General features: G+C 62.6%; 10 protein-coding genes. 2 read left to right on the forward strand and 8 right to left on the reverse strand.

All coding sequences use genetic code 11. The features are described from left to right. Positions 1–71 precede the first annotated feature (71 nt). The 5 genes from ACE1EY_RS08960 to ACE1EY_RS08980 form a co-directional block, all read right to left on the reverse strand. Positions 72–512, reverse strand: a complete 441-nt coding sequence (locus tag ACE1EY_RS08960; protein ID WP_291513989.1) for a VOC family protein — start codon at positions 510–512, stop codon at positions 72–74. Between the two features lie 15 nt (positions 513–527). Next, complete coding sequence (locus ACE1EY_RS08965) at positions 528–893, reverse strand: ArsC/Spx/MgsR family protein (RefSeq protein ID WP_291513990.1); 366 nt, start codon at positions 891–893, stop codon at positions 528–530. Positions 894–910: 17 nt separating this feature from the next. Further along, complete coding sequence (locus tag ACE1EY_RS08970) at positions 911–2,686, reverse strand: SLC13 family permease (protein WP_291513991.1); 1,776 nt, start codon at positions 2,684–2,686, stop codon at positions 911–913. A 154-nt stretch (positions 2,687–2,840) separates the two neighbouring features. Beyond that, complete coding sequence (locus tag ACE1EY_RS08975) at positions 2,841–4,616, reverse strand: sodium:solute symporter family protein (RefSeq protein WP_291513992.1); 1,776 nt, start codon at positions 4,614–4,616, stop codon at positions 2,841–2,843. Between the two features lie 6 nt (positions 4,617–4,622). Then, positions 4,623–4,889, reverse strand: coding sequence for a DUF4212 domain-containing protein (locus ACE1EY_RS08980; protein ID WP_291513993.1), 267 nt, complete (start codon positions 4,887–4,889; stop codon positions 4,623–4,625). Positions 4,890–5,184: 295 nt separating this feature from the next. On the opposite strand from ACE1EY_RS08980, the gene ACE1EY_RS08985 reads away from it, so the two are divergent. After that, positions 5,185–8,589, forward strand: coding sequence for a PAS-domain containing protein (locus tag ACE1EY_RS08985; RefSeq protein WP_370299986.1), 3,405 nt, complete (start codon positions 5,185–5,187; stop codon positions 8,587–8,589). 62 nt (positions 8,590–8,651) lie between these two features. Here ACE1EY_RS08985 and ACE1EY_RS08990 read toward each other — a convergent pair whose 3' ends face one another. The 3 genes from ACE1EY_RS08990 to ACE1EY_RS09000 form a co-directional block, all read right to left on the reverse strand. After that, positions 8,652–9,365, reverse strand: a complete 714-nt coding sequence (locus ACE1EY_RS08990) for a response regulator (protein WP_370299987.1) — start codon at positions 9,363–9,365, stop codon at positions 8,652–8,654. Positions 9,366–9,371: 6 nt separating this feature from the next. Further along, entirely contained in the window at positions 9,372–11,321 is a 1,950-nt protein-coding gene (gene acs / locus ACE1EY_RS08995; protein WP_370299988.1) for an acetate--CoA ligase, read from the reverse strand. Between the two features lie 122 nt (positions 11,322–11,443). Continuing rightward, positions 11,444–12,646 (reverse strand): DcaP family trimeric outer membrane transporter, encoded by a 1,203-nt coding sequence (locus ACE1EY_RS09000; RefSeq protein WP_291513997.1) that lies wholly within the window; start codon positions 12,644–12,646, stop codon positions 11,444–11,446. Positions 12,647–12,951: 305 nt separating this feature from the next. On the opposite strand from ACE1EY_RS09000, the gene ACE1EY_RS09005 reads away from it, so the two are divergent. After that, positions 12,952–15,366, forward strand: coding sequence for a GGDEF domain-containing protein (locus ACE1EY_RS09005; protein WP_370299989.1), 2,415 nt, complete (start codon positions 12,952–12,954; stop codon positions 15,364–15,366). The last annotated feature ends 13 nt before the right edge of the window (positions 15,367–15,379 follow it).

The raw sequence follows: 15,379 nt of genomic DNA on the forward strand, positions 1-15,379 counted from the left end.
GAACCTGAACTTGTAGCAGTACAGACAATAGGTGGCGGCTGCGGGGCTGTCCAACGTGATCGCGATGAGTGCTACCAGGCCCCCGTATTCTCCATGGATGCCCAGGGTTCTTCCGGGGGCAGTGCGTCGCCTCGCTGTAGCAGCTCGACGGAGATGAGGTCTGGCGACCGAACAAACGCCATGTGGCCATCGCGGGGCGGGCGATTGATCGTCACCCCGGCGGCTTGCAAACGTTCACAGGCGGCATAGATATTGTCGACACGGAACGCCAGATGACCGAAGTTGCGGCCGCCGTCGTAGTCTTCGGGGTCCCAGTTGTACGTCAGTTCGATCAGCGGGCTCTTGCGGTCCGCGGCGCGTGCCTTGTCGCCGGGGGCGGCAAGAAAGATCAGCGTGAAGCGGCCTTGCTCGCTGTCGTAACGGTTCATCTCTTCCATGCCTAGCGCATCGCAATAGAAGCGTAGCGATGCGTCGAGATCGGAGACGCGGACCATCGTGTGCAGGTATTCCATGACTGTTTTCCTTGTTCAGCCAGCCGCGGCAAGCCAGTTCAGTGTCGCCTCGGCGCTCTTCGCCGGGTAGCCAATGCGGTATTGGTCGCCGCGATCGAACACCGGTCGCTTGACCAGGGTGGGGTGGGCGACGATCAGGTCGATCAGGGCATCGTCATCCGCGTTGTCGGGGAGCTGATCGCTCACCTGCCGCCACGTGGTCCCTCGGCGGTTGAGCACGGTGTCCAGACCGAGCGCATCGACCCAGGCCCGGACCGTGGACCTGTCCAGCCCGTCGACCCGAAAATCGTGGAACCGGTGCTCGATGCCTGCTTGCTGCAGATCCTTGAGCGCGCGGCGAACTGTGTCGCATTGCTTGATGCCGAAAATCGTTCGTTTCATGGCAAATTGGGTGGCGGTCAGGCTCTGAGATCGAAGGTCAGCACGATCGTGAGTATCGTGGTGATTCCCACGGCGATGTTCATCGGGATGCCGGCTTTGAGAAAGTCGGTGAACTGATACCGGCCCGGCCCGTAAACCATCAGGTTCGTCTGGTAACCCAGCGGAGTCGCGAAACTGGCAGAGGCCGCCATCATCACCGCGAACATATAGGGTTCGGTGGCCAGGCCCAACTCGCTAGTGATGCTCAGCGCAATCGGCACCATGATCACTGCGGCGCCGTTGTTGGTAATCATTTCCGTCAATAGCTGCACGGTGATGTAAATCAGAATCAGCAACAGCACGGGGTTGTCCCCAGAGAACAGCACGACCTGATGCGCCAGGGCCGCGGCGGCACCACTGGTGGCCAGCGCCGTGCCCAGACCGAGTGATGCGCCGATCGTGATCAGCACGGGCAGGTCGACGGTGCGCAGCGCCTGAGCCGGCGTCATGCAGCGGGTCAGCAGCATGCCGGCGGCGGCCAGCAGACCGGCATCGAGAATGCTGAGCCACCCGGTGGCGGCGGCCGTGACTGCGGCGGCCAGCATCGACCAGGCCAGCCAGGCCTTGTCATGGCGAGGCCGATCGACGTCGAGGTCATTGATCAACAGGAAATCACGGCTGTTGTGCAGCTTGTTGACGAAGCCGGGGCGGGCTTCCATCAACAGAGTGTCACCGGCTTCGATACGAATGCTCCCCAGTCCACCCTTGATGCGTTGGCCGTTACGCGAGACGGCCAGCACCACCGCGCCATAACGCTCGCGGAACTGGGAGTCACGCAAGGTGCGGCCGACCGCCTCGCAGTTGGGGGAGACCACCGCTTCGACCAGCCGGCGCTCGGGCCGGCTCTCCAGAATCGTCGGCTGCTGCTTGGCGCCGATCGACGGCACCAGGCCGCGGACCGCCAGCAGGTCCTGGATGGCATCGGGGTCGCCCGCGAACACGAGTCGGTCGTTCCCCGCCAGTGGCTCTTCGCCGGATACGGCCGTTAGCACGGAGCCCTGACGACCGATCTCCACCAGAAACAAGGTCCGCAGATTGCGCAGTCCTGCCTGCTCGATCGTCTTGCCCACCAGTGGTCCGCTGGCATCAACGGCGACCTCGACAGTGAATTCCCGCAGCGATTCGCTGGCTGTGGGGGACCGTCGGTCGGGGAGAATCCTGGGCAGCACAAAGACGATCAGCAGGCCGCCGACCAGGGCCACAGGCAGGCCGACGATGGTGATCGCAAACAGGCCGAATTCGGGTTCCCCGGTCAGATCCGCGTACTGGCCGTTGACGACCAGGTTGGTGCTGGTACCGATCATCGTCAGCGTGCCGCCGAGGATGGCGGAATAACTCAATGGAATCATCAACCGGGACGGCGCGGCATCAATGCGGCGGCACCAGCTGGTGATGGCTGGAATCATGGTCGCGACAACCGGCGTGTTATTCAGAAAGCCGCTGAGCGCAGCCACGGGCGCGTACACCCGAAAAATCGCCGAGCGGATGTTGGTCGGGCTGCCGAGCACGTTCTGCACCAGCCAATGCACACCGCCGGTGGAGGTGATGCCGCCGGCGACGACGAACATCACGGCAACCGTCATCAACCCTGTGTTGCCAAAACCCGCGAAGGCCTCGGTCCCGGTCAGAACGCCGGTCACCGAAAGAATCGTCAGCGAACCCATCATGACGAGATAGGGGGGCAGGCTGACCAGCAGCAAAGTAGCCAGCGTGCCTACGGTGACGGCAATAGCAATCCATGCCTCGATCGACATGCGAGAGATTCCGGGCGGATGAAGGGGTGATTATTCCACGTGGGGCAGGTTGATTGTGTAGGACAGATCGCATTTGGAATAAGGACAGCTCACAAAAAAGCCCCGCCACAGGGGCGGGGCCAGCGCTCTCCGAAGGAGTTAGGTGCCGGAGAGGCTAGTGTCCGGTCGGTAGACCGGCTCCACGGGGGATGCGAACGCTTTCCACGAGTTCCTGAATATGCGCGGGCGGTTCCTTGGTGACCTTCGACACGCCAAAGGCGACCGCGAAGTTCAGCAAGGCGCCGATGGCACCGAAGGACTCTGGCTGGATACCGAACAACCAGTACTCCGCGGTGTTCGGGAACCAGTTGGTATCGGGGACGAAGAACCAGCCCTTGAACACGAAGATGTAGATGATGGTGCTGAACAAGCCGGTCAGCATGCCCGCGATAGCGCCCGCTTTGTTCACACGCTTGCTGAAGATGCCCATCATCAACGCCGGGAAGATCGACGAGGCCGCCAACCCGAAGGCGAGCGCCACGACCTGGGCGGCGAATCCGGGTGGATTCATGCCCATGTAGCCGGCCACCAGCACGGCGCCTGCCATGGCGATTCGGCCGGCTCGCAGTTCCTGTTTCTCGTCGATGTGCGGCATTAACATGCCTTTCAGCAGGTCGTGCGATATCGCAGACGAGATCGCCAGCAGCAACCCGGCTGCGGTGGACAATGCGGCGGCAAGTCCGCCTGCAGCGACCAGAGCGATCACCCAGCCGGGCAACTGTGCGATTTCCGGATTGGCCAGCACCATGATGTCGCGGTCGACCGTGACCATTTCATTGCCTTGCCAGCCCCATGTGGCTGCCTGTGCCGCGAATTCTGGATTCGCATCGTTGTAGTACTGGATGCGGCCATCGCCATTCTTGTCCTCGAACGCGAGCAATCCGGTTTTCTCCCAGTTCCGGAACCACTCCGGTCGGTTTTCGTACTCGAGGTTGGCCTCGGGTGCGCCCACGGGGCCGGTCTGAATGGTTTCCATCAGGTTCAGCCGCGCCATGCCGCCGACCGCCGGTGCCGTCGTGTACAAAATGGCGATGAAGACCAACGCCCAGCCGGCCGAGAGGCGCGCGTCGGACACCTTGCGCACGGTGAAGAAGCGGATGATCACGTGGGGCAGGCCCGCGGTGCCGATCATCAGCGACATGGTGAGCAGGAAGATGTTCATCATGCTGCCGTCAGGATCGGTGAACGAGGCGAAGCCAAGATCCGTCACCACCTGATCGAGCTTGTCCAGAATCGGCGTGCCATCGGCCATATTGGCACCCAGACCCAGCTGTGGAAGCGGGACACCGGTGAGCTGAAAACTGATGAAGATTGCCGGAACGGTGTAGGCGAAGATCAGTACGCAGTACTGCGCGATCTGCGTATAGGTGATGCCTTTCATGCCGCCGAGCACGGCGTAGAAGAAGACGATCGCCATGCCGATCATCACGCCCGTTTCAAACTCCACTTCCAGGAACCGGCCAAAGGCCACGCCCACGCCCTTCATCTGTCCGATGACGTAGGTGATCGAGGCGACGATCAGGCACAGCACGGCCACCATTCGTGCGGTCTTGGAATAGAACCGGTCGCCGATGAACTCGGGGACGGTGAATTTCCCGAACTTGCGGAGATACGGTGCCAGCAACAGGGCCAGCAGCACGTAGCCGCCAGTCCACCCCATCAGGTAGGGCGAGGCGTTGTAGCCCAGAAACGCGATGAGTCCGGCCATGGAGATGAACGAGGCGGCGCTCATCCAGTCCGCTGCCGTGGCCATGCCGTTGGAGATCGGGTTGACGCCGCCGCCGGCGACGTAGAAATCCTGCGTCGAGCCGGCGCGTGCCCAGATCGCGATACCAATGTACAGCGCGAAGGTCAGGCCGACGACCAGGTAAATCCAGGTTTGTGTATCCATCGAAGCCTACTCCTCGTGAACGTCGTACTTGCGATCGAGCTGATTCATCTTGTGGACATACACAAAGATCAGCGCGACGAAGATGTAGATGGAGCCCTGCTGGGCGAAGAAGAACCCGAGCTTGTAGCCCCCGAGCGGGATTTGGTTGAGCAGGTCGACGAGCAGGATGCCGGCACCGTAGGAAGCGACGAACCAGACGATCAGCAGGATCGTCAGCAGTCGGACATTCTCTTTCCAGTAGGCGGCGGCACCCGGATTGGGCGCGTTGTTCACGGTTGACTCCTCCAGTCTTTGATCTTGTTGGTCCGGTGGGCGACACGCGCGTCATCGGAACCCGGTCGACTGTATGAAGTCGGACGTGGCCGTCCTAGCTCGACTTTAGTCGTAGCAACTGGACGTATCCGGCCGAAGCGGATCCAGCTTCTTTATATAAATCAAATAAATAAGTCGTATTTGTCGGCTGACTTGTTCGCCTTGACAGCGACCAAGACTTTGGTCGAATGTGGGCTCATAGCCCGCTTGGTGTGTCCGCCACCAACGGGGATATCTGGGCGGGGGAGACCGCGGCATGAACGGACCATTGATCGGGCTTACGCTAGCGGCCTATATGGCGCTGCTGTTCGCCGTGGCCTGGCATGGTGATCGGCGTGCGGGCGGCGACGGGCGGTTCCAGGCCAGTGTTCAGGCGCTGTCACTGGCGGTTTACTGCACCACCTGGACTTTTTTCGGGGCGGTCGGTTCGGCCAGCGTGAACGGCTGGCTTTATCTGCCGATTTACCTCGGGCCGGCGCTGGTCTATCTGCTTGGCTGGAAGCTGATCCGCCGGATCGCCGAGATCAGCCACGGTAACAACCTCACCTCGATTGCCGATTTTCTGGCGGCGCGTTTCGGTCATAGCTCCGCGCTGGGCGCGTTGGCGACCGGCCTCTGCCTTTGTGCCACGTTGCCGTACATCGCGCTGCAGTTGCGGGCGGTCGAATCGACGTTCCAGATCCTGGCGCCGACGACCACGGCAGGGGGGCTGGAAACAGCGTTTGGCATCGCCGCCGTGATGCTGGTGTTCTCGCTGATCTTCGGTGCACGCCATCTGAGCCGCGGTGAGAAGCACCCCGGCGTCGTACGGGTTGTCGCGCTGGAGTCCGTACTGAAACTGGTCGCCTTGCTCGCCGTCGCGTGGTTTGCCTTGCATGAAGTCGTTGGCGGGCCGAGCGGGCTGTGGAGCGAGCTGACGGATGTCGAGGGCGGGCATGCGCTCAGCCACACCTCGTTCGGGACGGACTTCTGGACGTACACGCTGCTGTCTGCATTCGCGATCGTGTTGCTGCCCAGGCAGTTTCACATCGCCATGGTCGAGCATTCGACCGACCGGGGCATGCGGACGGCGCGGTGGCTCTTTCCACTTTACCTGCTGCTGCTGAGTATCAGCGTGTTGCCGATCTCGATCGCCGGTGACAATCGACTGGCGGCACAGGGCTTCGACCCGGACCGCTATGTCCTGATGCTGCCACTGGCCTTTGGTGAGAACGGCCTGGCCTTGCTCGCCTACCTGGGCGGTGTGGCCGCAGCCACCGGCATGGTCATCGTCTCGGCGCTGGCGATGAGCATCATGATCAGCAACGAGTGGGTGCTGCCCTGGTTGCTGCGTTCCGGCCGGGATGCGCGCACGCGGCGACTGGACGCGGTGATTCTGAACGTGCGCCGCAGTGTGATCGCGCTCGTCATTCTGGGCGCATACGGGTTTCACCTGCTCGCGGCCGACACCCGGAACCTCGCCGGGCTGGGCTTGCTGGCGTTCGTGGCCGTCGCTCAGCTTGCGCCGGCGTTCCTACTGGGTCTGGCCTGGCGTGGGACATCGGCGCGCGGTGCCATCGCCGGCATCTCAGCGGGATTTTGCGTCTGGGCGTTGTGGCTGGCGCTGCCGATGATGGTGCCCGCTGCAGTACTACCGGGCAGCATTCCCGAAACATTGGGATGGGGCTTGGTCACGGTGGCGACCTGGGTTTCGCTGTCGCTGAACCTCACCCTCGTGGTCCTGGTGTCGCTGCTCAGCCGCCGATCGGTGGTGGAACAGGCACAGGCCAACAAGTTCTGCCGCCGTGACCTTTCGCTGACACCCAGCGCAAGCGCCGGCGCGCATGCGCGCGTGCAGGACGTGCTGTTCCTGCTCGATCGCTTCGTCGGAGATATGAGAACGTCCCAGGTTGTGCGACAGGTTGAGGTGGCGACCGGCCATCAGCTGTTGCCAATGGGGCGGGCATCGCCGGAATTGTTGGAGGCTGCCGAGCGCCAGCTGGCTGGTGCCGTGGGCACCACCTCCGCGAGGATGGTGCTCGACAGCGCCCTGCAGGACATCGAGCTATCGATCGAGGAGGTCGCGACCATTCTCGACGGTACCCGGGAAGACCTGCGCCTTAGCCGGCGGCTGTTGCGGGCCACGCTGGATAACGTCAACCATGGTGTCAGCGTGATCGACAATGACCTGCGTATCGCGGCATGGAATCAGCGATACCTGGACCTGTTCCAGTATCCGCCCGGTCTGATCACGGTCGGGCGGCCGCTGGCCGACGTGATCCGATACAACGCGCAGCGCGGACTTTGCGGGCCGGGACTGGCGGATGACCACGTGCAGAAACGCCTGGAGCATGTCCGTGCCGGCACCGCACATCGCTACGAGCGGACGCGACCGGATGGCACCGTCATTGAAATGCAAGGCAAGCGCCTGCCGGGCGGCGGCTATGTCACCAGCTTTGCCGACATCACCGACCACAAACGGGTACAGCGCGAATTGCAGGCTGCCAACGAAAATCTGGAAGCCACTGTGCTGGAGCGCACGCGGGCACTGCGTCAGGCAAAGCAAGCCGCCGAACGGGCGAACCGCAGCAAGACCCAGTTCCTCGCGGCGGCCAGCCACGATTTGATGCAGCCCATCAGCGCCGCTCGCCTGTTCGCGTCCTCTTTGATCGAGCGGGCCCACGATGAGGAGGTCCGGACCACAGCGGAGCGGATTGCGTCCGCACTGGACGGTGCTGAAGCTGTGCTCAGCGACTTGTCGGAGATCAATCGACTGGACGCGCGTCGTGTCCCCGTGCGGCACGAGACGGTGAACCTGCGCGATGAACTGCTTCCGTTGATCGAAGAATGCCGCCCGATCGCACGGGCGCGCGGCATCGAGCTTCGTGAGCGGATCGCTTCGGTGCACGTGCGCACGGAACGATTGCACCTACGGCGCATCGTCCAGAACTACCTGTCGAACGCATTGCGCTATACCAGTGATGGTGCCGTGCTGGTCGGTACACGCCGTGTCGCAGGCCAAGTGCGGGTCGTGGTGTATGACACTGGCCCCGGCATTCCGCTGGACCGGCGGGACGACATCTACCTGGAGTTCCAGCGCCTGCCAATCGCCGACGCACAGGCGGGCAAGGGCCTGGGGCTGGGCCTCGCCATCGTGCAACGCATGGCTCGGTTGCTTGGCCACACGATCGGTCTGGATTCGGTGATCGGCCGCGGTTCATGTTTCTGGATCAATCTGCCGAGGGGCGAAGCCTCACCGGCGATCACGTCGGCCACGCCGGATGGAGATCGGCAGGATGCTTTATCGGGTGCCCGCATTCTCTGCGTGGATAACGACCCCGGGGTGCTTGATGGCCTGTCATTACTGCTGCGGGGCTGGGGCGCGCAGACCCGCTGCGCTGCTTCGATTGACAGCGCTCTCGCGGTTTGTGCGGACCCGCCTGACTTGGCGATTATCGACTATCGGCTGGACGACGGGGTTCTAGGCACCGAGGTGCTGGAACGACTTCAGCAGGCTTGGCGGCAACCTGTGCCGGCGATTCTGATCACGGCAGATCGGACCAACGAGGTACGTCAGGCCGCGGTTGGCGCCGGGATGGTACTACTGCACAAGCCAGTGAAACCTGCGACCTTGCGCGGTGCGATCCGGCAGGCGGGGCAGCTCACGCAGCAGGCATCGTGATTCGCTGGCGGTATCAAGCCGCCGGCGCCGTCACTCCCCGGGGTGAATCGGCTGCGTCGGCATTACGGTGCGGTCATTTGCGGTTGCGCACCGTCGAGCCCGGCCTCGGTGTCGTCGACATCCAGCTTGCGCGCGGCGATCACTGCGGCGGTCCGGTTGCTGACCTTGAGCTTGCGCAGAATCGCGGTGACATGGGCCTTGATGGTGGCCTCGGTGACGTTCATCTCATAGGCGATTTGCTTGTTCAGCAGACCGTCGGCCAGCAGGGTGAGGACCCGAAATTGTTGCGGCGTCAGGCTCGCGATACGTTCGGCCAGAGCCTGATCTGCGGTTTCGGCCGGAGACAGCGTCGGGTTGGCCCCGGTGTCCGGGAACGCCGTGTCGCCGGCCAATACACGCTGGATTGACTGGGCGATCACCTGGGGTGGCGCCGACTTCGGGATGTAACCCACGGCGCCGAGCGTTTCGGCGCGCCGGATCACGCTGGGGTCGGTCACCGCAGACACGATCACTACGGGCAGGCTCGGGTGGTTCCCGCGGAGAAAGGCCAGGGTGGAGAATCCGTAAGCGCCCGGCATGCGCAAATCCAGCGTGCAAAGGTCGGCGTCCGGCACCATCCTCACCGCCGCCTGTACGGCTTGCGCTGAGTCAGCCTCGGTGACCTGCGCATCCGGCAGCGCCTGCTCCACGGCTCCTCGCAATGCGGAGCGGAACAGAGGGTGGTCGTCGGCGACGATCACCGCGTGGCCGGCCATGCTGGATGCGCGGTCGGGCATCAGCGCTCAGGCCGCGAGGGCCTTGTGTCCCTGGATTAGATGGTCGACGACCTCGGGGTCCGCCAACGTGGATGTATCGCCCAGGTTGTCGAAGCTGTTCTCGGCAATCTTGCGCAGAATGCGGCGCATGATCTTGCCGGATCGGGTCTTCGGCAGCCCCGGCGCCCATTGCAGCACATCGGGTGTGGCAATGGGGCCGATTTCCTTACGAACCCATTGCTTGAGTTCGGCGGCCAGCGCATCGGTTTCGTCCACGCCAGCCGATGTGGTGACATACACATAGATGCCTTGGCCCTTGACCTCGTGGGGGTAACCGACGACGGCCGCTTCGGCCACCGCTTCGTGCGCCACCAGGGCTGACTCGATTTCGGCCGTGCCCAGCCGATGCCCGGATATATTGAGCACATCATCGACGCGCCCCGTGATCCAGTAGTCGCCATCGGCATCGCGCCGAGCGCCGTCGCCGGTGAAATAACGGCCCGGATAGGTCGAAAAATAGGTCTGGACGAACCGTTCATGATCGCCATACACCGTGCGCATCTGGCCTGGCCAGGAATCCAGGATCACCAGATTGCCCTCGGCCGCGCCTTGCTTGAGATTGCCCTGTTCATCGACCAGAGCGGGCTGGATGCCGAAGAAGGGCTTGGTGGCCGAGCCGGGCTTCAGGCCCCGCGCACCAGGCAGGGGAGTGATCAGAATGCCGCCTGTCTCGGTCTGCCACCAGGTGTCCACGATGGGGCAGCGTTCCTCGCCGACCACCTTGTGATACCACTCCCAGGCTTCCGGGTTGATCGGCTCGCCGACGCTGCCCAGCAGCCGTAAGCTGCTGCGGGAGGTGCGGCTGACCGGATCGTTGCCTTCGCGCATAAGCGCACGAATGGCAGTGGGCGCGGTGTAAACCGAATTCAGCTGATGCTTGTCCACGACCTGCCACAGCCGCGACGCATCCGGATAGGTGGGCACGCCCTCAAACATGGTCGTGATGGCCCCGTTCGCGAGCGGGCCATAGACGATGTACGTGTGTCCGGTGACCCAGCCGACATCCGCGGCGCACCAGTAGCGATCACCATCGTGGTAGTCGAAAACGTACTGGTGGGTCAGTGAGGCGTAGACGATGTAGCCGCCCGAGGTATGCAGCACACCCTTTGGCCGACCGGTGGAGCCGGAGGTATAGAGAATGAACAAGGGGTCCTCGGCATTCATCGGCTCCGGTGGGCAGTCTGCGGAAACGGTGCCCATGGCCTCGTGGTACCAGAGGTCACGATCCGACCACTGCACATCACCGCCGGTGCGGCGCACGACCAGCACCTTGTCCACATGCTGGGCGCCCGGACGCTGTAGGGCGGCGTCGACATTCTTCTTGAGGGCGATGGTCTTGCCACCGCGATAGCCCTCGTCGGCCGTGATCACGAAGCGCGACTGGCCATCTTCGATCCGGCCGGCCAGTGCGTCGGGTGAAAAGCCGGCAAACACCACCGAGTGCACTGCACCGATGCGCGCGCAGGCGAGCATGGCGTAGGCCGCCTCAGGGATCATCGGCATGTACAGCGTGACCACATCGCCCTTGTTGACGCCCATGGTCTTCAGCACATTGCCCAAGCGGCTGACCTGGGCATGGAGTTCGCGGTAGGTGATTTCCTGGTGTTCGTCCGGTGAATCGCCTTCCCAGATGATCGCGGTCTGGTCTCCGCGATTCTCCAGGTGTCGGTCGACGCAGTTGGCGCAGACATTGAGCTGGCCGTCTTCGTACCACCGAATATGTACGTCGCCGGGGCCGAAGTTCACATCCTTGATCTTGGTCGGTGCGCGCAGCCAGTCAATGCGCTCGGCCTGCTTGGCCCAGTACGCCTCGTTATCCTCAATCGAGGCCGCATATTCGGCCTCGTAGCGGGCTTCGTCGATGAGGGCGTTACCGGTCCAGCTGTCCGGTACGGGGTAGAGGGCTTGATCTGACACGGCTTGTCTCCTGCGCTTGTTCTCGGATTCGTATCGCAGACGCACCGGGACATTGCCCGGTGCGTCTGCGTGCTGTCTCTATTGGACAGTGAAGATGGCGTATAGCCTATTCGACTTTGGCCTTAGAACGCATATTTAGCCGAGAATTGCAGGCGATCCATCGCGCCTTCCGCGCCGGTCGCCATCTCGCGCTCCGCATGCATCAACTCAATGCCGGTTGTCAGCGAACTGGTCAGCGAATGCAATAGATTCACATGGATGGACGAGGCCGATTCGACATCGCCATCACCGTCGAAAAAGCCGTACACCAGCGAGCTGCGAGTCTTGCTGGTCCAGAAGTGTCGATATGCCAGAAACGCAGCCGTACTGTCGATGGCTTCCAGATCGCCGTTGCCGTCGACTTCGGCGTCAAAGTTGGCCAGCACGCCGAGATACCGGCCCAGGCCGGTGCCGGTGGTCGCCATGAACTTGATGTCATCCCGACCGACCGCGAACTTGCCCGATACGCTGACACCACCGCCGACGACAGAATCATCCACACCACCCGGGTCCTGTGATTCGATGGAGCGCAGCAAGCCGGCGATGACCAGCGGCCCGACGTTCCAGCGCAGTGCAATGTCGGGCAGCGAATTGTCATCGGTGGTCCCATCGCCAGCAATGCGGCTTTCCGGGTTCTCCAGCGCGATCTGGAACGCGCCGGCGGTGTAACGAACCATCGGCTGACGGATGAACACCGTGCTTTCGGTCGGGCCGATGAAATCCAGGGTTTCCGGCAGGGCACCGACATTCTGGAAGGTTGACCAGGCCTGACCAAACAGCCAGTTGCCATAGGTGAAGTAGGCCTGTCGCAAACGCGGTTGATAGGAGTTGCTGATGGACTCGTTGCCGGCGTCGCTGTTCTGGAAATCGACTTCCAGATGCGTCTTGATGGTCTGGCCGTTGTCCAGCGCCGTCGCCGTGCCGACGATCAGCCGGGTTTGCTTGGCATGCATGTCGTACAGGGTGACGCCGCCCGAGCCATCATCCAGCGGCACACCGCGCGGGCCAACGTAGTAGTCGCGTCCGAGCGGTTCCAGAGAAGCGGCCGGGCGTGCCTCATAGTCGGTGATCATCGCATCCAGCTTGATATAGCCCTTGATGGATACCGTGGTGCTGCCGACTTGCAGGCTGCGATGTGGCGGTGCCTTTTGCGCGGGTTGCTGATCTGGACTGAGGTACTGACCGGACTGAACGGGCGTCGCCTGCTGGCCGAGCACAGCGGTGCTGCTCAGCAACAGGGCCGAGCCGAAAACCAGGCAGGGGATACGAGGTCGCAAAGCGGACATGGGGTGGTCTCCTCCTTTTTGTGTGTCGGCGATCATTTGTCGAGCCGGCCAGGCCGTCTATTGGCCTTTAGTCGAAATCGCCAAGGCCTTAGACCAAGGTCGTACCCCAGGTGGCAACTTGGCCCGCGCCGGAGCGGAGCGTTGCTTGAAAGGCATCTGGGGCAGTCGGCCAGCGTCGCGAAGGCTATGATTTGCCGCGACGGGGCTGGTCAACTGCCTAGCTAATTGACCAGATGGCCGGTGCCTGGATGGCAGGCCAGCGGGATGAGCTGAACATCGGCTAAGGACGGTGGAGGACGTCAGGGATGAGTTGGAAGATACTGCAGCACGTGCGTTTCGAAGAGCCGCTGGAGTCGGAATTCCGGGCCTATTTCGAAGAACAAAGCCAGAAATCGAGGGCAGAACTCTGGATTATCCTGCTCGTCAGCATGGCCGTGGTCATCGCGTTTCATGGCGCGTTTCTGCAACTGCCGCCCGACGTCGTGCCTCTCGGCAAGATGATCCTCGCCGGCGTGATCGTGCCGGCCATTCTCCGTGGCCTCAGCGTGCGGGGCCGGCCTTTTCACCATCTGGCGACCGAGCTGTATATCGTCGCGGCCTACATCGATATCGTCTGCCTGCTGGTGCTGCGTGTGGCCTGTATACGTGCCGGGTACGACGTGGTGCCTCTGATCATCCCCGTCGCGATTTTGCTGAGTCTGATCGTTGTTCAGATTCCATTTGTTCTGCTCGTGCCTGTCGTTCTGGTCGGACTGACGGGCATCGTCGGCGTCGAGTTGCTTGCGTTCGATCTGAGCAGCAACGGGTTGTTCCAGCTGGCTGCCGCAATGGCACTCGTGATTGTCGCGCTCACTCCGGCTTACGATATCGAACGCTGGACGCGTATCGGCTGGCAGCGCCAGCGGCGCCTGAATGAACTCGCCGAACTGGATGAGCTGACGGGCCTAGCGACGCGCCGGAGCTTTGAAGAACGTTTCCGGGAAACCTTGAGGGCGGGGGTTCGTTCGGGAAAATCGGTGACTCTCATGATTCTTGATGTAGACCACTTCAAGGTCTACAACGATCATTTCGGACATCCTGCGGGTGACCACTGCCTGAACGTCATCGGGAACTACCTCAGAGTCGCGATGCGCCGGCCGCAGGATTTCGCGGCACGGATCGGCGGTGAAGAGTTCGCCGTCGTTTGGTTCGACTTGAAGGCGGACGACGTTCCGCGTGTGGCGGATGGGTTGATCCGCGGCATCGCCGATCTGGGTCTTGTGCCACCGCCCGAGGGCGGGTCGTCCGTCACGGCGTCAGGTGGCGTTGTTCATGCCCGCGAAATTCCTCATGAGGGTCCCGTCGACCAGATTCTCGCACCGATGATGAAGTTCGCGGACGATGCGCTATACCGCGCCAAGGCGCAGGGCAGGAACCGAGTCGTCGTGAGTGAGCGCGGGACGGACGCGATTCTGACCCGGCCATTGCCAAGCGATGACGCGTTTGACGGCGACGGTGAGGCGACGACACGGGAGCAGGGCGGTAGAGGGCTTAGAGAAGTCTTTGCACAGCTACGTCAGGGCCTACAGTTCCGGGAGCCATGGGAAAGCGACTTCAGAGCCGCGTTCGATGCCCAGGGACGCAGTTCCAGGCGATTGATTCTGACCGGTCTGTTGCTGGTCATCGGCATTATTCTCGTCATCGCGATTCCGGTGCTGAAGGTCCCGAAGGATCAATACTTCATCGGCGCGGCGACCCTGGTCGTTGGGCTCGCCCCGGCGACGATTCTTGCGTTGCTAGGCACCTTGATCCGCTCGCTGTTCCGTTGGTCAGCCGTGCTCTATGTCGGGGCGGTGGCTGTGATCCTCACAGCACAAATGTGGGAGCGGGTCATCCAGTTGCCGAAGGGGCACGATATGGTGCCTTTCATCATGCCGATCTCGGTATTGCTCAGCCTGAGCGTCGTGCAGATCCGCTATGGCTTGATGGCGCCTGCGCTGGCAGCGGGTCTAATCGGCGTCGTCGGCGTCGAGCTCTGGGCGTTCGAACTGACCAGCCACCGATTGCTGGACGTGGCGACCGCTGCACTCATGGTTTTGGTGACGCTGAGCTTCTCTTACAAGCTGGAACGCTCCACGCGGGTCGGCTGGAAGTACCAGCACTACCTGCATGAACTCGCGCACACCGATGCGTTGACCGGTCTCCCCAATCGGCGGAAGTTCGATGCCGCGTTCGAGCGGGTCCTGCGGACCGCCGCACGGGAACAACGCAGCGTGTCGTTACTGCTCCTGGATATCCATCACTTCAAGTCGTTCAACGACCACTTTGGGCACCCGGCCGGGGATCAATGCCTCAAGCAGATCGGCGCCCACCTGAGTCGATCAATGCGCCGCCCCCTGGATTTCGCGGCGCGGATTGGCGGCGAGGAGTTCGCGGCGGTGTGGTTCGATGCACAGCCGGGTAACGCCCATCGGATGGCGGAGCAGCTTCGTGCGGGTATCGAAGCGCTCGCGATCACGGCGGCGCCAGCCCATGGCCCGCTGGTGACGGCGTCAGGCGGGCTTGTTCACGTCGAGTCGCCATCATTGGCGACGCGGTCGGCTGACATCAGCGCCGGACTCATCAGCAATGCTGATGCAGCTCTTTACGAAGCCAAATCCGGCGGGCGAAACCAGCTCAGCGTATCCCGCGGGACCGACCCGCTCGGATCCCACGGTGAACGTGAGGTGTCGGAAACCTGAGTCTCCGTAAGGC

Origin of the sequence: Abyssibacter sp. (assembly GCF_964229365.1) — a bacterium.
Taxonomy (GTDB): Bacteria; Pseudomonadota; Gammaproteobacteria; order Nevskiales; family OUC007; genus Abyssibacter.